Annotated in this window: 20 protein-coding genes and 1 tRNA gene; 10 read left to right on the top strand and 11 right to left on the bottom strand. The window is 62.0% G+C overall.

What is annotated here, in order from left to right; genetic code table 11:
• Positions 1-36 precede the first annotated feature (36 nt).
• Positions 37-1,101, top strand: coding sequence for an NAD-dependent epimerase/dehydratase family protein (locus tag H8S23_RS02040; RefSeq protein ID WP_186886641.1), 1,065 nt, complete (start codon positions 37-39; stop codon positions 1,099-1,101).
• Between the two features lie 338 nt (positions 1,102-1,439).
• A tRNA-Leu gene (locus H8S23_RS02035) sits at positions 1,440-1,526 on the top strand.
• Between the two features lie 242 nt (positions 1,527-1,768).
• On the opposite strand, the gene pnuC is transcribed toward H8S23_RS02035, so the two are convergent.
• From pnuC to H8S23_RS02005, 6 genes are all read right to left on the bottom strand, one after another.
• Positions 1,769-2,395 carry a nicotinamide riboside transporter PnuC gene (gene pnuC / locus H8S23_RS02030; RefSeq protein WP_279289054.1) on the bottom strand — a complete coding sequence of 209 codons (627 nt, stop codon included), beginning with the start codon at positions 2,393-2,395 and terminating at the stop codon, positions 1,769-1,771.
• Between the two features lie 128 nt (positions 2,396-2,523).
• On the bottom strand, positions 2,524-3,357 hold the full coding sequence (locus tag H8S23_RS02025) for an amidohydrolase family protein (protein ID WP_186886639.1): 834 nt from the start codon (positions 3,355-3,357) through the stop codon (positions 2,524-2,526).
• Positions 3,358-3,710: 353 nt separating this feature from the next.
• Positions 3,711-4,313, bottom strand: a complete 603-nt coding sequence (locus tag H8S23_RS02020) for a thymidine kinase (RefSeq protein WP_186886638.1) — start codon at positions 4,311-4,313, stop codon at positions 3,711-3,713.
• Between the two features lie 93 nt (positions 4,314-4,406).
• On the bottom strand, positions 4,407-5,042 hold the full coding sequence (locus H8S23_RS02015) for a redox-sensing transcriptional repressor Rex (RefSeq protein WP_186886637.1): 636 nt from the start codon (positions 5,040-5,042) through the stop codon (positions 4,407-4,409).
• A gap of 45 nt (positions 5,043-5,087) precedes the next feature.
• Entirely contained in the window at positions 5,088-6,245 is a 1,158-nt protein-coding gene (locus H8S23_RS02010; protein WP_186886636.1) for an isocitrate/isopropylmalate family dehydrogenase, read from the bottom strand.
• A gap of 2 nt (positions 6,246-6,247) precedes the next feature.
• Positions 6,248-8,182 carry an aconitate hydratase gene (locus H8S23_RS02005; RefSeq protein ID WP_186886635.1) on the bottom strand — a complete coding sequence of 645 codons (1,935 nt, stop codon included), beginning with the start codon at positions 8,180-8,182 and terminating at the stop codon, positions 6,248-6,250.
• 200 nt (positions 8,183-8,382) lie between these two features.
• On the opposite strand from H8S23_RS02005, the gene H8S23_RS02000 reads away from it, so the two are divergent.
• The 8 genes from H8S23_RS02000 (at position 8,383) to H8S23_RS01965 (ending at position 17,534) form a co-directional block, all read left to right on the top strand.
• Positions 8,383-9,210 carry a ClpP family protease gene (locus H8S23_RS02000; RefSeq protein ID WP_186886634.1) on the top strand — a complete coding sequence of 276 codons (828 nt, stop codon included), beginning with the start codon at positions 8,383-8,385 and terminating at the stop codon, positions 9,208-9,210.
• Positions 9,211-9,449: 239 nt separating this feature from the next.
• Positions 9,450-10,328 (top strand): undecaprenyl-diphosphate phosphatase, encoded by an 879-nt coding sequence (locus tag H8S23_RS01995; protein ID WP_186886633.1) that lies wholly within the window; start codon positions 9,450-9,452, stop codon positions 10,326-10,328.
• A gap of 110 nt (positions 10,329-10,438) precedes the next feature.
• On the top strand, positions 10,439-13,030 hold the full coding sequence (locus H8S23_RS01990) for an FtsK/SpoIIIE family DNA translocase (protein WP_186886632.1): 2,592 nt from the start codon (positions 10,439-10,441) through the stop codon (positions 13,028-13,030).
• A gap of 172 nt (positions 13,031-13,202) precedes the next feature.
• Entirely contained in the window at positions 13,203-15,146 is a 1,944-nt protein-coding gene (locus tag H8S23_RS01985) for a YgiQ family radical SAM protein (protein ID WP_186886631.1), read from the top strand.
• Complete coding sequence (locus H8S23_RS01980; RefSeq protein ID WP_186886630.1) at positions 15,101-16,087, top strand: ComEC/Rec2 family competence protein; 987 nt, start codon at positions 15,101-15,103, stop codon at positions 16,085-16,087. The genes H8S23_RS01985 and H8S23_RS01980 overlap by 46 nt, the downstream gene beginning before the upstream one ends.
• A 3-nt stretch (positions 16,088-16,090) precedes the next feature.
• Positions 16,091-16,303 carry a DUF3006 domain-containing protein gene (locus H8S23_RS01975; RefSeq protein ID WP_186886629.1) on the top strand — a complete coding sequence of 71 codons (213 nt, stop codon included), beginning with the start codon at positions 16,091-16,093 and terminating at the stop codon, positions 16,301-16,303.
• Positions 16,304-16,459: 156 nt separating this feature from the next.
• A complete protein-coding gene (locus H8S23_RS01970; RefSeq protein ID WP_186886628.1) occupies positions 16,460-16,798 on the top strand; it encodes a helix-turn-helix transcriptional regulator in 339 nt (112 codons plus the stop codon).
• A 205-nt stretch (positions 16,799-17,003) separates the two neighbouring features.
• Positions 17,004-17,534 (top strand): GNAT family N-acetyltransferase, encoded by a 531-nt coding sequence (locus tag H8S23_RS01965; RefSeq protein ID WP_186886627.1) that lies wholly within the window; start codon positions 17,004-17,006, stop codon positions 17,532-17,534.
• Between the two features lie 255 nt (positions 17,535-17,789).
• Here H8S23_RS01965 and H8S23_RS01960 read toward each other — a convergent pair whose 3' ends face one another.
• From H8S23_RS01960 to H8S23_RS01940, 5 genes are all read right to left on the bottom strand, one after another.
• Positions 17,790-18,374 (bottom strand): P-loop nucleotide/nucleoside kinase family protein, encoded by a 585-nt coding sequence (locus tag H8S23_RS01960; RefSeq protein WP_186886626.1) that lies wholly within the window; start codon positions 18,372-18,374, stop codon positions 17,790-17,792.
• Positions 18,375-18,497: 123 nt separating this feature from the next.
• Complete coding sequence (locus H8S23_RS01955; RefSeq protein WP_186886625.1) at positions 18,498-18,845, bottom strand: YqfO family protein; 348 nt, start codon at positions 18,843-18,845, stop codon at positions 18,498-18,500.
• A 61-nt stretch (positions 18,846-18,906) separates the two neighbouring features.
• Positions 18,907-19,590, bottom strand: coding sequence for a Crp/Fnr family transcriptional regulator (locus H8S23_RS01950; protein WP_186886624.1), 684 nt, complete (start codon positions 19,588-19,590; stop codon positions 18,907-18,909).
• Between the two features lie 478 nt (positions 19,591-20,068).
• Positions 20,069-20,569: a hypothetical protein gene (locus H8S23_RS01945; RefSeq protein ID WP_186886623.1), complete on the bottom strand. Its 501-nt coding sequence runs from the start codon at positions 20,567-20,569 to the stop codon at positions 20,069-20,071.
• Positions 20,570-20,583: 14 nt separating this feature from the next.
• Positions 20,584-21,282: an ATP-binding protein gene (locus H8S23_RS01940; protein WP_186886622.1), complete on the bottom strand. Its 699-nt coding sequence runs from the start codon at positions 21,280-21,282 to the stop codon at positions 20,584-20,586.
• Positions 21,283-21,426 lie beyond the last annotated feature (144 nt).

Below are 21,426 nucleotides of genomic sequence, written 5' to 3'. Positions count from 1 at the left end.
AAAACAACATGGTGTCGGAAATTGGAGATGAAAAAGATGAATGAACTTTATATCGTGACCGGCGCCACAGGCCATTTGGGGGGCTCGATCGTCCGTTTGCTGCGCGCGCAGGGGGAAGAAGTGCGGGGTCTGGTACTGCCGGGCGAGCAGCCCCCACAGGGGGACGGAACGACCTATTGCCACGGGGACGTGCTGGACCCACAGAGTTTGCAGGCGCTGTTCAGCGGCGCCGAGGGACGGCGGGTGATCGTGTTCCACACGGCGGGGGTGGTGGATATTTCTTCCGACCGGGTGACCGAGGCGATGGAACAGGTCAATGTGCAGGGGACGAAGAACATCCTGCAGTTGTGTGAAAAATACCGGGTGGCGCGCCTGGTGCACGTCAGCTCGGTGCATGCCATCCCGGAGGGAGATCCTCTGGGCGTGATCGCCGAGACAAGAAACTTTTCGGCGGACGCGGTGGTGGGCGGTTATGCCAAGACCAAAGCGGAGGCCACCTGCGCCGTGCTGGCGACTGAAGATGTGGATGCGGTGGTGGTCCACCCCTCGGGCATCCTGGGGCCGTATGCGGCAAAAGGCAATCATCTGGTGCAGATGGTCGCGGATTATCTGGGCGGGCGGCTGCCCACCTGTGTGCGCGGAGGATATGACTTCGTGGATGTGCGGGACGTGGCGGAAGGCTGTCTCGCGGCGGCGCGCCGGGGCCGCAGGGGAGAGTGCTATATCCTTTCCGGGCGGCACTATGCGGTGCGCGAGGTGCTGGACATGGCGCGGCGCGAGGGCGGGGCACGGCGTCTGCCCGTGCTGCCGCTCTGGCTGGCGCGCGCAGCCGCACCTTTGTTGGAATGGTACGCACGCCGGCGTGGCAGGCGGCCGCTGTACACCCGGTATTCCCTTTATACGCTGTCCAGCAACGACCGCTTCAGCCATGACAAGGCGACGGCCGAACTGGGATACCGCCCGCGGGACCTGCGCGAAACAGTCCATGACACGGTGCTCTGGCTGCGCGGGCATGACGAACGGCTGAGAGAAAAACAGGCACGCCAAAAAACGCGAAGAAAACACCGCCGCGTGGGAAAGACACTGCCTGCGGCGGGATAAGCCCAGGGGGCAACAGAGGGACATAGGAAAAAGGTGGTTCTGGCCGCCGCTGCCGCAAAAGCGAACTGTTTTTGACGGGGAGCGCAGGCCGCCTTTCCCCCGGGCAGCGCGGCGGTGCTGAGATGTTGGGCCGGTCAAGCGCTGCACGCGTCCTGAAAAAGCGATCGGCGGCCGGATCGCGGCCGCCGGTTTTACCTCTCCTGCAAACGCGCAAAGGAGCCGGCAAAATCGTCTTTCAAAAAATTTAAAAATTTTGGAATTTACTGTTGACATTTTGAGTTGCCTTTGGTAAAATAAATAACGTCGCCGAGAGAGAAACCTCTCACAAACGACCACATGCGGATGTGGCGGAATTGGCAGACGCGCTAGATTCAGGTTCTAGTGAGGGCAACTTCATATGGGTTCAAGTCCCTTCATCCGCACCAAAGTGAAAAAGCTCCCAGAATGACTTTTAAAGTCATTCCGGGAGCTTTTTTTATGCCTGTAAAAATCTGCAGAGACCACACTTTTGACCACACTCTCAGGCGTGAGTAAGAATTCTGTCAAAAACGTCTCCCAGGTCCTCGGCGGTCTGCTGGACTTCGCCGGTGAGAAGATGACCGTTATGTGCATCGATAACGGCAGACCGCAAACCAATGGAAATGGGCGATGCGCTGCCTTTCTTTAACTAAAACACGATCTTATCCTGGATCGTATTGTGTACTTTGGTATAGGTGAACCATTTATATACGCCGTAAAAGGTCACCGCCAACATGGCAAAATCGTCAATCAAAAGGCCATAGGCGCCGGCGGAAATATCCATCACCAGATATAAAGTGGTGGTGATGATCCATGCATACCAGTGTTCACTGTAGCGCAGCATGAGCAATACCCCGTTCACCATCCCCATAGCGGTAGCGAAAGCTTCCAGGTAAGAGTCCTGAGAGCCGGGGATGCTGGACATGATGCTGCCCATAACAATGCTGAAAATTACCACAATGGTCAAAAGTACAAACGACTTTCTCCAGGATAAGCGCTTGACCACTGTGATGTTTTCGTCCTCGCGGTCTATATTTTTGCTCCATTTTATAAAACTGAAAACATCGACAGGGATCCAAAAGAAGATACAGCTCAGCATAAGAGTATACCATCCCAAATTCCAGGCCAGGATGATATAGGTCAGTTCAATGGCAAATATATCGAATATAAAGTTGCCGCGAAACTGTTTTGATACCATGATCTCACACATTGGATTGGCGATCACGTTGATGACCGAGCAAGACAGCAATAAGGTGCTGCTGGTATTTGTCAGCATAAGTTCGGGGAACAGTATCACCATTCCAAGCGCTACGACAATGACGAAAGCCATGTAACAGGACTCCAGCTTTGTAAACGATCTGAAAAATCGTACGATGTTTGGCAATTTTATTCGGGACATCAGGATCAGCCTTTCTTCTTCAGATATTCTGCTACTTTGGGATAAGCACGCAGAGGGGTGTGCCAATATATATCTCTAAACTGTTTTTCTTCAAATATTTTTTTGATCGTATCATCGTATTTTTCAATTTCGCTTAAAAGTATCGGCGGACAGAAGTCCGTGCCGTAGATGATCTGTTTATAGCTGTCTGGAAACTGGTGGATGGCATGAGAGAATTCAGCTATTGTTCCCTCTTCGTCCTCGGCCACTTTTGTACCCGGCTCAAAGGCGCCGGAAAAATCTGTAAACATATTCGGTACATCGTGCATCAGCTGCAGGCAGGCGTCATAACGCGGGTCATCCATATGGGCGACAATAAAGTTGACCGCAGGATATTTCAGAGCCACATTTTTTACATACCGGGCATTCGAACCATCCATATCATAATCATTGGGCAGGTGCAGAGAGGGCAGACCCGTATGAAAGGTAACAGAAAACCCGTGTTTTTCTGCAAAATCATAAATGGGTGACATCCTTTCGTCATCGGCCCTGCCCGCCTGATAGGTGAGAAAGATCTTCAGCCCTACGACCCGGGAACCGGGATGTGCCAGCATCTTCTTTTCTATTTCTTTTAGTTGTTTGGGGATATCGCCATGGATATCCACAGAGGGGCAGAGAAATAGGCGTTCGCTGCCGTCGCATAGAGACCAGGATTTATCGGGCATATTTTCTTTGGCCATATGGGGCAGAAATTCCATGACCAAGGCATAGTCGCCACATCCGGACGACCGGCAATATTGCGAGTAGATCTCACGGTTAACAATATGAGTGTGGCAATCAATTTTTTGCAGTTCAGACATTCGCATATTCCAACTTTCATGGTAGTGATACGCACAAAGTCGACTTTTGCGCGCTTATTGAGTATAGCATATTTTTTGAGTATTGGGTATGCCGCCGATATTTCAAAATAGAAGATCTTATCAGTCCCCACCGTCCCGCCTTTCTGCGTCCGCAGCCGCGGGTGCGGAGGAGAGCCTGCGGCCCTCCATTACAAAGAAGCGCCGCCGGAGACGGGCCCCAGGGCCAATCTCCGGCGGCGCTTTTCTGCACACGGCAACGGAAAAGGACGCGGCGTCCCCAAGGCGCCGTCTATCCGTTTTGCTTTGCGCGCGGCGGCAAAGCACGGGGCGGGGCGGCAGCTGCGCGCCCCGCTTTACGGTTCTCCCCCCAGCGCTTTTTTTCGCGCCGCATAGTAGCAGCTGGCGCAGAGGGATTCATATTCCACCGCGTCGCCCTCGTCGATGACGATCTGGTCGCCCTCAAACACGTATTCGCCGTTTACTCTGCGCGCGTTGAACACCGCCTTGCGGCCGCAGGCGCAGATGGTTTTCATCTCTTCAATGGTGTGCGCCAGTTCCAGCAGGCGGGTGCTGCCCTCAAAGCCCCGGGTGGCAAAGTCGGCGCGCAGCCCATAGGCGAGCACCGGGACTTCCAGCTCCACCGTCACCGCCATCAGCTGGTCCACCTGGGCGCGGCGCAAAAACTGGCTCTCGTCCACCAGCACGCAGGCAAGCGCGCCGTTTTGGGCAATGTCCCGGCGGACCTCCGCCAGCAGGTCCATCTCAGGGATCACCAGCAGGTCGGCCGTGCGGCTGACCCCCAGCCGGCTCACGATGCGGCCGCCGCCCCGGGTGTCCACCCGGGGTTTGAGCACCAGTACCCGCATGCCGCGCTCTTCATAGTTGTGGGCCGCCTGCATCAGCGCGGTGGACTTGCCGCTGTTCATCGCCCCATATCGAAAAAAGAGTTTTGCCATCTGTAAAGACCCTCCTTTTGCCGCCTGGACGCGGCCGGAATAAAAAGGCGGCCCTGTCAAAAACCAAGGCCGCCGCGGCGTGCCGTGACGCCGTCACAAATTGTTGTTCACCTCGTAGCTCAGCGTGGCTAGGCTGTCGCCCAGATGCACGTTTTCCACGATGATGTCGGGGTACTCAATGGAAAAATCATAGTGGCTGAAATTCCAGAAAGCGCGGATCCCCAGGTCGATCAGCTTTTGGGCCACCTGCTTTGCCGCCTCGCGGGGCACGCAGATGACTGCGACCTTTGGCTTGTGCTCGGCGCAGTAGGATTCCAGCTCCGCCATATCCCGGATCGCCACCCCGCACAGGGTCAGGCCGATCATCTCCGGCTTCACGTCAAAGGCGGCCAGCAGTTCAAAGCCCTGGGTGTCCTGGCGGAAATAGTTTGCCATCGCATGCCCCAGGTTGCCCGCGCCGATGAGGATCGTGGGCACGGGATGGCGCGCAAAGATCAGTTTGCCGAGTTCTTCGTGCAGCAGCTTGACATTGTAGCCGATGCCCTGTTGGCCGAAGCCGCCAAAGCAGTTGAAATCCTGCCGCACTTGGGAAGCCGTCGTTCCCATCACCCGCGCCAGTTCGGAAGAGGAGACCTTGGTCACGCCCTCTTTTTCCATCTCGCCCAGATAACGGTAATACTTTGGCAGCCGCTTGATGACCGGCAGGGAGGGCTTGTTCTGAGTGGGCATTGCTTTTGTCACCTTGTATCCTTAAATTTTACGGAAAGGGCGGGATCATTCCGCCGCTTTCACGGTCGCCATCACATAATCGCCGAATTCCTCGCAGGTGCAGCCGGTGTCGCGGCCGGTGATCGTCAGGCGCTTTTCGGTGAACATGCAGGTGTCCAGCGCTTTTTCCAGCGCGTCCGCCTGCTTTTGGCGGCCGATATGGGACAGCAGCAGCACCGTGGCCCGCAGCATGCTGCAGGGGTCGGCGTATTTGGCGCGGCCCTCGGCCACCATGCGCGGCGCAGAGCCGTGGATGGCTTCAAACATGGCGTACTTTTTGCCGATGTTGGCGCTGCCGGCCGTGCCGACGCCGCCCTGCATCTCTGCGGCCTCGTCGGTGACGATGTCCCCGTACAGGTTGGGCAGGACCAGCACCTGAAAATCCCCGCGGCGCTGCTTGTCGATGAGCTTTGCCGTCAGGATATCAATGTACCAGTCGTCGGTGACAATGTCGGGGTAGCGCTTGCCCACCTCCTGGCAGAGCTTTAAAAACTTGCCGTCGGTGGTCTTGATGACGTTGGCCTTGGTGATGATGGAGACCCGGTTTTTGCCGTTCTTTTTGGCGTAATCATAGGCGAGCTCCGCAATGCGCTGGGTGCCCTCGGTGGTGGTGACGGTGAAGTCGAAAGCGACGCCGTCGTCCAGCTCCAGCCCCTGGCTGCCCAGGGCATAGCCGCCCTCGGTGTTCTCGCGGAAAAAGGTCCAGTCGATGCCCTCCTCGGGGATCTTCACCGGCCGCACATTGGCGAACAGGTCCAGCGCTTTGCGCATGGCCACGTTGGCGCTTTCGATGTTGGGCCAGCCGTCGCCGGCGCGCGGGGTGGTGGTGGGGCCTTTCAGGATGACGTGGCAGGCTTTCAGCTCGGCCATGACGTCGTCGGGGATGGCCTTGCCGCAGGCGGCACGGTTTTCAATGGTCAAGCCGCCGATCTCTTTGAACTCCACCTTGCCGGCCGCGACTTCGTCCGCCAGCAGAAAGCGCAGCACCCGCTCGGCTTCCTGCGTGATCACAGGGCCGATGCCGTCGCCGCCGCAGATGCCGATGACGATCTTGGGCAGGCGGGCATAGTCCACGAAATCGCCCTGGGCGCGCATCTCAGCCGCGCGCCGCTCCTGGCTCTCCAATACCTTTTTAAAATGTTCGACAGCGGTGTTGATCTCCATTTTTATCCCTCGCTTTTCATTTTGGTGTAGCCCAGCAGGCCGCCGGCGGCGATCATGCCGCACTGGCGCTCAGAGAGCGCGCAGATCAGCGGATAGCATTCGTCCCGGGTCAGGTTTTTCAGGGTCATGCGGCCCTCGCGGATGCCGGCCAGCACGCCGTCCAGTTCGATCTCGTCCCCCTGCTGGAGCCGGTCATAGTCGGCGGCGTCGGCGAACTCCAGCGGCAGGATGCCGGCGTTGACCAGATTGGCCTTGTGGATGCGGGCAAAGCTGACCGCGATGACGGCGCGGATGCCCAGATACAGCGGCACCAGGGCCGCGTGCTCCCGGCTGGAACCCTGGCCGTAGTTGGAGCCGCCCACGATGACGCCCCCGTCTGCGGCCAGCGCCCGGTCGTGAAAGGTCGGGTCGCATTTTTCAAAACAGAAGTTGGCGATCTTGGGGATATTGCTGCGGAAAGGCAGCACCTTGGCGCCGGCGGGCATGATGTGGTCGGTGGAGATGTTGTCGCCCACTTTCAGCAGCACCGGCAGCGCCATGCGGTCCTCCGGCACCATGGCCTTGGGCAAAGGCTGGATATTGGGGCCGCGCAGGATCTCCACCTGCTCGTATTCCGCCTCCGGGGCGGGCATCGAGATCATGTTGTCGTGCAGCAGATAGCGCTGCGGCAGCGCCGGTTTTTCGATGGGGGGCAGGGTGGTGGGGTCGGTGAAATAGCCCGACAGCGCGCTGGCGGCCGCGGTCTCCGGGCTGACCAGATAGACGCTGGCGTCCTGCGTGCCGCTGCGGCCCTCGAAATTGCGGTTAAAGGTGCGCAGCGACACCCCCTTGCTGTTGGGGGAGAAGCCCATGCCGATACAGGGGCCGCAGGCGGATTCCAGGATGCGGGCGCCCGCGTCGATGAGGTCGGCCAGCGCGCCGTTTTCCGCCAGCATGGTCAGCACCTGCTTGGAGCCCGGGCTGATGGACAGCTCCACATCCGGGGCGATGGTCCTGCCGCGGAGCATCGCGGCCACGGTCAAAAGGTCCGCCAGGCTGGAGTTGGTGCAGCTGCCGATGCAGACCTGGTCCACCTTCATCAGGCCAAGTGAGCGCACCGGCTTGACGTTGTCGGGGCTGTGCGGGCAGGCGGCCAGCGGCTCCAGGGCGGACAGGTCGATCTCGATGACACGGCTGTACTCGGCGTCCGGGTCCGCGTCCAGCGGCACCCAGTCCGCCTCGCGGCCCTGCGCCGCCAAAAAGGTGCGGGTGGCCTCGTCAGAGGGGAAGATGCTGCTGGTGGCGCCCAGCTCGGCGCCCATGTTGGTGATGGTGGCGCGCTCGGGCACCGAGAGGGTCTTGACGCCCTCGCCGCCGTATTCGACCACCTTGCCCACGCCGCCCTTGACCGACAGGATGCGCAGCAGTTCCAGGATGACGTCTTTGGCGCTCACATAAGGCCGCAGCCGGCCGGTCAGGTTGACCCGGATGATCTCGGGGCAGGGGATGTAATAGGCACCGCCGCCCATGGCCACCGCCACGTCAAGGCCGCCGGCCCCGATGGCAAGGCAGCCGATGCCGCCCGCCGTGGGGGTGTGGCTGTCGCTGCCGATCAGCGTTTTGCCGGGGACGGCGAAACGCTCCAGATGGACCTGATGGCAGATGCCGTTGCCGGGGCGGGAATAGCGCACCCCGATGCGCTTTGCGATGGAGCGGATGAAATTGTGATCATCCGCATTTTCAAAGCCGTTCTGCAGCGTGTTGTGGTCGATGTAGGCCACCGAGAGCTCGGTCTTGACCCGGGGGATGCCCATGGCCTCAAATTCCAGATAAGCCATGGTGCCGGTGGCGTCCTGGGTCAGGGTCTGGTCGATCCGCAGGCCGACCTCCCTGCCCGGGGCCATCTCGCCGTCCACCAGATGGGCGGCGATGATCTTTTGCGCGATGCTTTTTCCCATTGTGTTCCCCTCGCTTGTGCCGGCGGCGCGCGGCCGGGGCCAAAAACGCCGGCGGCTTGGGCCGCGCGCGCAGCCGGATAGATTTATACCACTTAATACTATCTATTTTCACTGCGCTTGTCAATGTTTTAACAGGTTGCGGAGGGGGGAATAATTCCCCCAAAACCGTTGAAACTAAAGGGGTAGAAAGGCGGTGCGGCATGTTGCAGGAAAATCTTCAAAGCGCTGGACAGGAAGAAGAGAAGAAAAAGGGCGGGGGCGAGGCCCCGGACGGGGCCGAGATCGACCGCGCCCAGCTGGAAAAGGACTATATCCTGGAGACTGGGTCGGTGCTCAAAACGCGGGGGCGGCACGCCATCCACTGCCTCACCGTGATCGGGCAGATCGAGGGGCATGTGGTGTCTCCCCCTACCCAGAAAACCACAAAATACGAGCACGTTATCCCGCAGCTGGTGGCGGTACAGGAGGACCCGGAGATCGAGGGGCTGCTGATCATCCTGAACACGGTGGGAGGCGACGTGGAAGCGGGCCTGGCCCTGGCGGAGCTGATCGCGGGGGTGGCTAAACCCACCGCCTCGCTGGTGCTGGGGGGCGGGCATTCCATCGGCATCCCGCTGGCCGTTTCTGCGCGGCGCAGCTTTATCGTGCCCACGGCGACCATGACCGTGCACCCGGTGCGCCACTCGGGGATGATGCTGGGGGTGCCCCAGACCATGAGCTACTTTGAGCGCATGCAGCAGCGGATCACCGGCTTTGTCACCGGCCATTCGCGCATCCCCGAGGCCCGCTTTACCGAGCTGATGATGAAGACGGGCGAGATGGTGATGGACGTGGGCTCGGTGCTGGACGGCGAGATGGCCGTGCGCGAGGGACTGATCGACGAGCTGGGGTCGCTGGAAAACGCCCTGCGCTGGCTGTACGCCGAGATCGAGGGCCGCGCCGCAGGCAGCGCCGGGGCGCCGGGACAGAAAAAGCAGGCGGGCGGCAGTGCGGGCCGGCGGACCACGGGCAAGGGAAAAGGAAAATGATCCCTTTTGCCGGCAGCGGCAGAGGCCATAGATCAAAAAAAGCGCGGTTTTACCGGCAACCAGCCGGAGGCCGCGCTTTTTTTCGTCCCCTGCCCGTGGGGGCGTCGACGCTTTTTGTTTTACAAGGGCTGGTTTTGGTGGTAAAATAAGATATCTGGGCCCACCCGGGCAAAGAAATGGCGGGAGGGGCCGTTTTCATCCTGCGAGAGGGAGAAAAAATATCAGCCGGAGGCGCGTATATGTCGATTTGGGACGGACTTTTTCAAGGCATCATCCAGGGGGCGACCGAATTTTTGCCCATTTCCAGCGACGGCCATCTCACCCTTTACCAGCACCTTACCGGCAACTCGGGCGAGGGCGCGCTCTTTTTCAACCTGATGCTGCATCTGGGCACCCTGGTGGCGGTCTTTGTGGCCTATCGCAAGGATATCTGGGCGCTGATCAAGACCTTTTTCTCCATGGTGGGGGATGTTTTCCGGGGAAAATTCAGCTTTAAAACCAAAGACGAAAACCGTCGCATGATCTTTATGTTTGTGATGGCCTGTGTGCCGCTGCTGGCCTTTTTGCTGGTAAAGGACTGGGTCACCGCCATCACCGAGGACGACGACATCGTGGTGGAGGGGTTCTGTTTTCTCTGGACGGCGGCGCTGCTTTTTCTCGCCTCAAAATGTGTCAAGGGCCGCAAGACCGCCCGTGAGATGAAAGTGCGGGACGCCTTGATCGTCGGCGTGTTTCAGGGCACGGCCATCATGCCGGGCATCTCCCGCTCCGGCTCCACCATTTCCAGCGGGCTGCTGCTGGGCTTTTCCAAAGAGTACTGCGTCAAATTCAGCTTTATCCTGGGCATCCCGGCCATTTTGGGCGCCAGCGTGCTGGAGGCCAGGGACGCCTTTGCCGCGGGGCTGGAGATCGAATGGGCGCCGGTGCTGGTGGGCATCATCACCGCCGCGGTGGTGGGTTATCTCTGCATCCGGCTCATCCAATACCTGGTGGCCAGCGATAAATTCATCATCTTTTCCTATTACACCGCCGCACTGGGCCTGGTCACCCTTGCAGCGGGTATTCTGGAGCATGTGTGGGGCAGCAACATCGTAGAGCTGGTCTCGCGGCTTTTTTAAGCGTTGGGCGCGGGCACAGCGGCGTCACGGCCGGCGGCCCGCGGACCGGAAAGGCCGCTCAAAAGGGACGAAACAAAAAACAGAAGTAAAACTACAGGAGTAATCAGCGAATGGCAGCGAAGAGTCAAAACGGCAGGACGGCGACCAAAAAACGGGGAAGGCCCTCAAAAAAACAGCAGCCCGAGGTGAACAAATCCTGGAGCATCCTGCTTTTCGGCGTCGGGGCGGTGCTGCTGGCGCTCACTTTTATCAAAGGGGCGCCGGCCTGGAACGCGCTGTCCGGCTGGCTGTTCGGTCTGTTCGGCGTCATTACATATGCGGTGGCCCCGGTGGTGCTGTACCTGGCGGTCCTCATCGCGGCGGGGCGGCCCGCCAAGGCCAAACTCTGGCAGGGGGCGCTTCTGCTCTGCTTCGCCTCGGCACTGGCGCTGATCTTTTCCCGCCTTGACCTCTCCGGCGGCAAGCTGTGGGAGACCTTTCTCTCACTGGGCGCGGCCGGGCAGGAGCTGCGGGGCGGCGGGCTGCTGTCCGCGCTGATCGGCTGGCCGCTGCTGGCCCTCTGCGGCCGCCCGGCGGCAAACGTGATCATCGTGGTGGTGGTGGTGATGTTCTTCATGCTGCTCACCAGCACCACACCCGTGGACATCTACCGCTTTTTCCGGGAAAAGGCTTCGGGCGCAAGGGGGCGCTTTGACGAGTACGAGCGCAATGCGGCCGCAGCCCGCGCCGCGCGGGAGGAGCGCCGCCGCCGGGAATTGGCGGAGGCGGCGGCGGAGCTGGAAGCCGAGGAGGCCGCGCGCACGGCGGCCCGCAGCGCAGAGATCGATATCCCGCTGGGCGGCGGGGCGGCCGTGCCGGGCGCGTCCCTCTTCGGCGGCGACGGCATCGACATCCCACTGGACGGCGAAAAGCCGGGCCCCAGGGATTACGGCTCCGCCCCGCCGCCGCCGGGCATCGACATGAGCGCGCCCTTTGACCCCGGCCCCGCTGCGGCGGGCCAGGGGAGCGGAAAAGAGGCCGGCGGCGCGCCCTTTGACCTGGAAAGCGGGCCCGCTGCCCCCGGGCCGGAGAAAGGGCCGGACGGCCTGTTTGAGCATGCCGCGCCCGACGTGGAGCAGCTCATCAAAAAAGCGGTCGCCCCCAGGGCGGCCGAGCCCGCAAGACCCGCGATCGACCCCAGCGGGCAGGTGCTGCTGTCCCCCGGCGCGCCGGGGCAGAACGCCTATCGCTATCCGCCGCTGGAGCTGTTTGAGAGAAGCGGCCCGGCGCGGGGCGGCGCCGATGAGACGGAACTCAAGCGCAACGCGGACCTGCTGGTAAACACGCTGGCCAGCTTCGGCGTACAGACCAAGCTGATGGATATCAGCCGCGGCCCCTCGGTCACCCGCTATGAACTGCAGCCCGCGGCGGGGGTCAAGATCAGCCGCATCACCGGCCTGGCCGACGATATCGCCCTGAATCTGGCGGCGGCGGGGGTGCGCATCGAGGCCCCCATCCCCGGCAAGGCGGCAGTGGGCATCGAGGTGCCCAACAAGCACGCCAGCGCGGTGGACATGCACAGCATCCTCAGCTCGGCGGAGTTTAAAAACAGCAAAAGCCCCATCGTCATCCCGCTGGGCAAGGATATTGCGGGCAGCGTGCAGGTGGCGGACCTCACCAAAATGCCCCATCTGCTGATCGCCGGCTCTACCGGCAGCGGCAAATCGGTCTGCATCAACGCCATCATCATCAGCATCGTCTACCGCTGCAGCCCGGAGGACGTGAAGATGATCCTCATCGACCCCAAAGTGGTGGAGCTGTCCGACTATAACGGTATCCCCCACCTGCTGATGCCGGTGGTCACCGAACCGCGCAAGGCCAGCGGCGCGCTGGGCAGCGCGGTGGCGGAGATGGAGCGCCGCTACCAGCTCTTCGCCCAGAACAATGTGCGCGATATCAAAAGCTATAACAAACTGGCGGCGGAGAGCGGCGAGCTGGAGCATCTGCCCTATATCGCCATCGTCATCGACGAGCTGGCCGACCTGATGATGGTCGCGGGCAAAGAGGTGGAGGACTATATCTGCCGCATCGCCCAGAAAGCGCGCGCGGCGGGCATGCATCTGATCGTCGCCACCCAGCGCCCCAGCGTGGACGTGATCACCGGCCTGATCAAGGCCAACATTCCCAGCCGCATCGCTTTTGCGGTCTCCAGCCAGATCGATAGCCGCACCATCCTGGACGGCGCAGGCGCTGAAAAGCTGCTGGGCATGGGCGACATGCTGTTTATGCCGGTGGGCGCGAACAAGCCGGTGCGCATCCAGGGCACCTATGTCAAGGACGGCGAGATCACGGCGGTGATCGATTACGTCAAGCAGGACAATGCCGCCCAGTACGACGAGAACATGATCTCGGATATGGAAAAATATGCCTCCGCAGCCTCCGGCAAGGGGACGGCGGCCGGGGATGGGGAGGACAGCGACGCCCACGACCCCATGCTGCAGGCCGCCATCGAGACGGTCATCGAGGCGAATATGGCCTCCACCTCGCTGCTGCAGCGCAGGCTGAAACTGGGCTATGCCCGCGCGGCGCGCATTATGGATACCATGGAGGAGCTGCACGTCATCGGCCCCTATGAGGGCTCCAAGCCGCGGGAGGTGCTCATCAGCCGCCAGCAGTTCATCGAGATGTTCACAAACGGCTCGTCCGAGGAGATCAGCGGGTAGGCCGGGGCAAAAAAACAGGGCTCCCGGCCGGCAGGGCCGGGAGTCCTGCGCCGTTGCGGGGCGCGGGGGGACCGGGGCGGGCGACCGCCGGGACCGCGCCGGGGCCGGAGCGCCCGCGGCGGCCCCGGGACGCCGCAGACGCGGAAAAAAGGCACGTCACAGGAGGAGGACTATGAACGATTTTCTGCCCATCACGGGCGATGAGATGCGGGCGCGGGGCTGGCAGTACTGCGATTTTGTGGTGGTATCCGGCGACGCATACGTAGATCACCCCAGTTTTGGCCCGGCCATCATCTCCCGTCTGCTGGAGAGCCAGGGCTACCGGGTGGGCTTTTTGTCCCAGCCGGATTTCACCACCCCGGAGAGCTTCCGGGAGTTTGGGCCGCCCCGTTATGCCTTTCTCATCGGGGCAGGCAACGTGGACAGCATGGTGGCCCACTACTCGGTGGCAAAGGTGCGGCGCGCGGAGGATGAATACACCCCGGGCGGCAGGGCGGGCAGGCGGCCGGATCGGGCCGCCACCGTGTACGCCCGGCTGGCAAAGCGGGCGTATCCCGCTGTGCCGGTGGTGCTGGGGGGGCTGGAAGCGTCCTTGCGCCGGTTTGCCCATTACGATTACTGGTCCGACACGGTGATGCCCTCGATCCTGGAAGATTCCGGCGCGGACCTGCTCACGTTCGGCATGGGCGAGCACCAGACCACCGAGATCGCGCGGCGGCTGGCGGCTGGCGAGCGGCCCGACGCCCTCACCGACATCCCGGGTACCTGTTATCTCACCGACAGCCTGGGGCTGCCGGCGGGCTATGCGGAGTGTGCCGGCTTTGCCAGGGTGGCGGCGGACAAGACCGCCTACGCCAGGGCGTGCCGCATCCAGATGGACAACCAGGACCCGCTGACCGGCAAACCGGTGGTGCAGAAGCAGCGGGAAAAATATCTGGTGCAGAACCCGCCCAGCAGGCCCCTTTACCGGCCGGAACTGGACAGGGTCTACGCGCTGCCGTTCACCCGTACCTGGCACCCCAGCTATGATGCGCTGGGGGGCGTGCCGGGCCTTGCGGAGGTGGAGTTTTCCATCGCCCAGAACCGCGGCTGCTTCGGCGGCTGCAATTTTTGCGCCATTACGCTGCATCAGGGGCGGCAGGTCACCAGCCGCAGCGCAGAGTCCATTTTGGCAGAGGGGGAGCGCATCACCCGCAGCCCCAATTTTAAGGGGTATATCCATGACGTGGGCGGCCCCACGGCGGATTTCCGCTTGCCCAGCTGCCGGGAACAGATGACCCGCGGCACCTGCGCCGACCGCAAGTGTCTGGCGCCCACGCCCTGCCCCAGGCTGCTGGTGGACCACACCGAGTACGTCTCGATCCTGCGGCGGCTGCGGGCGCTGCCAGGCGTAAAAAAGGTCTTTATCCGCAGCGGCATCCGCTATGATTACCTGATGCTGGACAAAGACGAGACCTTTTTCAAAGAACTGGTACGGCACCATATCTCCGGCCAGCTGAAAGTCGCGCCGGAGCACTGTGCCCCCGCGACCCTGGCCGCCATGGGCAAGCCGCGCATCGAGGTCTTTGACCGCTTTGTCAAACGGTTTTACGAGCTGACGAAAGAGGCGGGCAAAAAGCAGTATCTGGTGCCCTATTTGATGAGCAGCCACCCGGGCTGTACGCTGAACGACGCGGTGCTTCTGGCGGAGTATCTGTGCGACCACCACATGCGGCCCGAGCAGGTGCAGGATTTTTACCCCACGCCGGGCACGGTGTCCACCTGTATATTTTACACCGGGCTGGACCCCGCCACCATGAAGCCCGTCTATGTGGCGAGATCGGCGCAGGAAAAGGCGCTGCAGCGGGCGCTGCTGCAGTATTATGAGCCGCGCAACCGGGCAAAGGTGCGCCAGGCGCTGGAGCTGACCGGGAGACGCGACCTGATGGCGAAGCTGCTGCCCCATGGCCCCGGGGCGCGGGCGGAGGGGGACGCTGCCCGCAAAGCCGGGGCGCCGGCGCGGGGCCCCCGTCCCGGCGGGCGGAAGCCGGCGGCGAAATATAACAGTGGGAGAGGGAGAGAGAAAAAGCAATGGCGAGACGGCGCGGCAGGCGCACAAAAAAGCAGGAGAGGGTGAGCCGGTACGCCGGCCTGGCGCTGGCGGCGCTGCTGTTCGCTTTTTGCTGTGTCGTGACAGCGGGCGAGCACTACGGCTGGCCCACCCCGCGCTGGAGCGAGGTGGAGGCCTGGTTCGGCGTGGCGGACGCCCCGGCGGCGGTGACCGACGGGGACACCGAGCTCCATTTCATCGACGTGGGCCAGGCGGACGCCACGCTGATCCGGCAGGGGGACGAATACGCCCTGATCGACGCGGGAGACCTGGGCGGCGGGGACCGGCTGGTGGAATACCTGAAAACGGCCGGGGTGCAGCGGCTGCGCTGCGTGGTGATGACCCATCCCCACGCGGACCACATCGGCGGCATGCCCGAGGTGCTGCAGAACTTTCCGGTGGACGAATTTATCCTGCCGGATCTTGGCCTGATGAAAAACCTGTCCACCAGCGACGTGCTGGCGCGCACGCTGGAGGCGCTGAAAGACCAGCAGGAAAACGGCTGTACCGTGACCGCCGCGGCGCGCGGGCAGGAGATAAAGGTGGGCGCGGGGACGCTGAAAGTGCTGCTGGCAGGGGTGGAGACCGACAACGCCAACGATCTTTCCGTCTGCGTAAAATTTTCCGCAGACGGGCTGTCCTGCCTGTTTACCGGGGACGGCGAGGGCCCGGTGGAAAAAGAGCTGCTGGCGGTGGAACCAAACCTGCGGGCAGACATTTTTCAGGCCGGCCATCACGGCAGCACCACCAGCAACGGCAAAAAACTGCTGGCGGCGGTGCGGCCGCAGTATATCGTGATCTCCTGCGGCCAGGACAACAGTTACGGACACCCCCATGCCGAGGTGCTGCGCCGGTTTGAGCAGACCGGCGCTGAGATCTGCCGCACCGATCAGCAGGGCAGCGTGGTCTTTTCGGTGGCAAAAAACGGCGAGGTCAGCGTGCGGACAGCGCGGGAAAGCGGGGACTGATGAATGCTCTGGAACATTGACCGCATAGAGGAGGGCACGGCGGTGCTGCTGTGCGAGGATGGCCGCCGCAGCGCGCTGCCCACAGAGCGGCTGCCCGCCGGCGCGGCGGAGGGCGACTGGGGGCGCCTGGTGGACGGCGTTTTTCTGCCCGATGCCGCCGAGACCGAAAAACGCAGACAGAAGATCCGCGGCCTGCTGGAGGACCTGCTGGGGTGATCTCCCGCGCGGCACTTCCCCGCGCGGCGGGGCCTGTTTTTGGGCTTTCTGCAGGGCTGTGCAACCGGAATGCAACCCGTTTTTACGCGATAGTTGGTGGGCGCAACCGGCCGGATGTGATAAAGTAAAGTCAGCACCAGGAAAGGAGTGGATAACATGCAGGTGACCATCCTCATGTCCATCTTCAGCATCCTTTTTCTCGCGCTCTTTGCCGTCCTGCTCACCCTCGTTGTGCGGGCACTTTTAAAGTATCTGCACTCGGGGGAGACGCGCAGGGAAAAGGCCGCGGTAAAAAGATCGCTGGGGGAAGCGCTGCGGGAGCATCGCATGCGCTGTAAAATGACACAGGAGTTTGTGGCCGAGGCAGTGGGGGTCAGCAGACAGGCGGTGTCCAAATGGGAGAACGGCGATTCCGACCCCAGCACCTCGAACCTGTGCGTGCTGGCAAAGCTGTACGGCGTGCCGCCGGAGGAACTGCTGCGGGCCGCGGAATGATCTTTCCCGGGCCGGGACGGCGGCAGAAAAAGCGGCAGGGAAATGGGCAAAAGGCCTTTGCGCCCGGGGCGCTTCCTCCCAAAAGGCAGGGGGCGCCGTTTTGTCTGCAAAACGGCAAAGCCGGAAAATGGCTCTCCCGTCCGCAAAAAGCCGTGCGTGAACGGCAGCTCGGCCGCGCGCGCCTGAGGGCAAGGGGGGGAATGCAGTGTGTGAACTGGCGCTGGTCAGACCGTCGGCGCTTTATGCGGGGCAGGTCATGTCCTATAAGGAGGAAATGACGCGGTGCAAAGAATCCTTTGATGGCTGCGCAGGCCTGGAAGAGGTGCAGTCGTTTGACGAGTGGATCGATTTTGAAGAGAGACTGAAGAAAAAGTACAAGGGCGGATATGTGCCCTCGGAAGTGTTTTTGGCAGTGAGGCGAAGCGATGGGGCCGTTGTCGGCATGATCGATTTTCGGCACCCGCTGTCAGAGTTCCTTGAAAACTTTGGGGGCAATATCGGGTACAGCGTCCGCCCGTCGGAAAGGCGGAAAAAATATGCGTCGGAGATGCTGGGGCTGATGCTGCCCATCTGCCGCGCGTTTGGGGAAACCAGGGTCTTGTTGACCTGCGACAAGTGGAACACGGCTTCTCAAAAGACGATCGTCAAAAACGGCGGGGTATTGGAAAACGAGGTCCCCGACCCGGTGGGGCTGAGCAAAAGCGGCGTCATCCAGCGGTACTGGATCTCCCTCTAGCGCCGCTTTGCGGCTGCGCCCCGTCTATCCAGGAAACTTCTGCCGGTGCGCCGGAGGGGGCGGAGGGGAAGCTGCAGACAGAACGCGGGCAGAGCCTTTCCCGGTGAAAGGCCGCCGGCAGCCTCATCTGAAACCGCGCGGAAAACAAAGGCGGCGGACCTTTTTCAAGGTCCGCCGCCTTTGTTTGGCCTGCACAGAAAAGAAGAAATATGCCGCCCCTTTCCCGCAGCCGGGCGCGAAAGGGGGCGATGCGGCTCAGTCCTCCAGCAGGGGCAGGATCCTTGCCAGAGAGGCGTCCGCCATCTCGTCGGTAGAGTTGTGGTAGAGCAGGAGATTTTCGCTGGTCTCGGGATCTCCCAGCGTGTCCGGGATGCTGAAATCCACCCCGGCGATATATTCGTCCCAATGGGTCAGCTTCCAGGTGTCCCGGTCGGAATTGCGCTGGATCATCCGCTGATGACAGACCTCAGGGTCGGTGACGATCCAGACGACCACCAGCTTTGCCCCCTGCGCGGCGAGTTTCTCTTTGAGAGCCTGCATATAGGCCGCGTCCCGCACTTCGCGGCTGAAAGGCGCGTTGATGAGGACGGTGTCGTCGTAACTGAGCGCCTCAAAGCCCAACACCAGGATGACGTCGTATTCATAATCGCGGATATTCTCTTCAAAAAAATCCGAACTGCGGTCATAGGGCTGCCCCGCGACCGCAAAGATACGCTTGGAGAGCGGGATCAGCGTGTCCTTATCCAGATAGACCACATGGTGCAGGGCGGCCGCGAGCCGTTTTGAAAGGCGGGTCTTGCCGCAGCCGGGCGGCGAGGTGACCAGGATCATTTTTTTCATTGAGAACCTCCTCAAAGGCCTGTTTTCGGTTTTTTACATCCCTGCTTCCGGCTGCTGAGAGCCTGTCCCGGAAATCATTTCCCTTATTTTACCATGGGAAAAGACAAAAGTCGAATTTTTTCCTCAGGACGTGTGCAAAATCTGCAGGCTGGTACTGCACAGGGGCAGCACGTTGATCACCGGCTCCTCGTAAGGGTGCGCTTTTTTGACAAGCAGCAGGGTCTCCTCCAGCCGCTCTGCGCGGCAGCAGACCTCGACTTTCAGCTCTTCGGCGCAGCACAGCTCGCCGGCGCGGCCCTGATAGGGGTGCGCGCCCTCCAACGGCCGCCAGAAGCCCGTTGCCCGGCTGACCGACAGGCACTGGTCATAGCGGCCGATATGTCCGGCATCGGCGTCGCTGAGGGCCTGCCGCACCGCCTCAAAATGGCTTTCCGGGACGAAGATCTCCAACTTGTACAGCGTAAACTCCATTGTGTGTTCCTCTCCGGCCGCGCGGCCGCGTGTTTTCGGCGTTTAAACCAGGGCAGGCCCGTTACAAACGCTCCTGGAAGTCCCGGGCAAGCAGGAACCGGCTGCGCCGGAAAGAGATGAGCCCCTCGTCCCGCAGCCGCCCCAGCGCGGCCGACATGGCGCTGCGCTCGACGCAGAGATAGTCCGCCAGCTCCTGGCGGTCAAGCGGGATGGAAAAGCTGAGGCTGCCGCACAGGCGGGCCTGTTCAGCCAGATAGGAGAGCAGCTTTTCCCGGGTAGTGCGTTTGGAGAGATGTTCCAGCCTGCGGTTGAGCAGCAGGTTTTTGTCCGCGAGTACGGCCAGCATGTTGGAGACAAGGGCGCGGGACTCCTCTGCAGGCACACAGGCGGAGAGCGCGCGCCCAAAATCGAGCCACAGCACGGCGCAGGGGCCGGCGGCCCGGGCGCTGACGTGCGGAAGCGCCGCATTGGGGGAGGCGCAGGCAAACGCCTCGCCGAAAAGCTCGCCGGGGGAAAGGCAGGCGAGCAGGGTGCGCGCGCCAGAAAATTCTTCCCGCACGATCTGCGCCCGCCCCTGTAGCAGGACACCGATCCTGCCGCCCTGTTCCGCCGCCAGCAGCAGCTCGTCCCCGCAGTGCGCGGTCCGCCTCGCGTTTAACCCGCAAAGCAGGGCGGGAAGCTCCTCTCCGGGGATGCCGCAGAACAGGCGGCAGCGGGCGAGAAGCTCCAGCTCTGACGAAGTCATAAAAAAGGTCCCCCTCTCCCGCCGAAACGGCGGCCGGCTGCCCGGACCGGGCTGGCAGCGCAGCGCCCCTGCGCTGCGGACCGTTTCTGTTTTGGCCAGGCCTTTGCCCGGACCGGCGAAAAGAGCGGCGGCGCGGCCGCACCGCCCGGCCAAAGGCGTTTCACGCTTTTACTATACACTATTTCCAGAACCGGGGCAAATAAAGCGCGTCCCGCCAAAAAGAGGGCTTCGGGCGGGACGCGCGGAGAAAATTTTTTATTGCTTTGCAATAAAAACGACTTATTTCTATCCGCCGCGGCCTGAGGACAGGCCGCATGGCTATTAAAAAATAGCCATGCGGTTATTTTGATCGGCCCCGCCCTCGACGTTCGCACGGCAACGGGGCGGATGGTCCCAAAATAGTCTCCGGCTATTGCATAATAAAAGAAAAAGGCGCGGACGGCCGGGGCGGGGATGGAGCGCACAGAGGCGGAAAACCTCACTCCAGCTGCTGCAGCGCCAGCTGTCCGCCCTCTTCGATCAGCGCCTGCAGCTGCTGAGGGGAGAACGGATAGCCCAGCGCAAAAAGGCCGCGATAAAAAAAGGCGAGGGTCGCCTGCTGCGGCAGGCCGTCCGAACGCGCGGCGCGCACGCAGCGCGCCAGCCCCTGCAGACTGAAGAGAAGAGAGAGCTTGAGGGCGCGGATGCGCGCGTCCGGCTCTGCCAGCAGATCGCGGAGACCATATTCCGCGGTGCGGCCGCAGGCGGCGGTGCAGGCGGCGCACATGGGCGCCAGCCGGCTTTTTTCCGCCCGGACTGCAGCGACGGCCTTTTCCAGGCTGCCGGCGTCCCCCGCGGCGAATTCATAGGCAAGGCCGCTGAGCATCGCGCGGTGGGCGGAAGCGGGCGGCGTTTCGTTTTCCGCCGCCCGGGCCAGGGCGATCAGCACGCCGGTCAGCTGATCCTCCAGGGCGAAGCGAGCGTTTTTCTCTGTATTCATGACGCGTCCCCTCCTTAGCCAGACACGATGCGGCCGTCGGTGGAGATCACGACCACACGGCAGGGCAGGGCTTTGCCGCTCGCCTCGACGGCGCGCCGGACGGCGTTTTCCAGCCCGCCGCAGCAGGGCACCTCCATGCGCGCCACCGTGACGCTTCGCACGTCATTGCGGGCAAAGATCTCGGCCAATTTTTCCGCATAGTCGGCAGCGTCCAGTTTGGGGCATCCGATCAGGACCACCCGGCCGCGGATCAGGTGCTGATGAAAAGCCCCATAGGCGTAAGCGGTGCAGTCGGCGGCGACGAGCAGGTCCGCGCCGCTGAAAAAGGGCGCTGCCGTCGGCGCAAGCCGGATCTGTACCGGCCACTGTGTCAGCTCGCTGCCGGCGTCCGCCCGCACGGACGAAGAGACGGGCTCACGGCGCAGGGTCTCGCTGCGGCTGCCGGGGCAGCCGCAGGGCGGGGGAGCGGATGTGCGCGCCGTTTTGGCTGCGGCCGCCCCCTTGTGATCGTAGGCGGGCGCTTCCCTTTCCTCAAACGAGATGGCCCCCGCCGGGCAGGCCGGCAGACAATCGCCCAGCCCGTCGCAGTGCTCTTCCCGCAGCAGGCGGGCCTTGCCGCCCTCCATACCGATCGCGCCTTCATGGCAGGCGGCGGCGCACAGGCCGCAGCCGGTACATTTTTCCTCGTCTATTTTGATGATCCTGCGTTTCATATCCCGGTCCATCCTTTCTCATTTGCTGGGCCCTGAGCGGCAAGGGCTTCTGCGACAGCTTCAGCGTATCACAGATCCGGGAAACTGTATGTTGTTTTTCCAACAAAAAAGCAGACGCCGCACAGGGCGTCTGCTTAAGGGTGC

The organism is Anaerofilum hominis, assembly GCF_014287275.1.
GTDB classification, from domain to species: Bacteria; Bacillota; Clostridia; order Oscillospirales; family Ruminococcaceae; genus Pygmaiobacter; species Pygmaiobacter hominis.
This window is presented reverse-complemented; position numbering and strand designations above follow the sequence as displayed.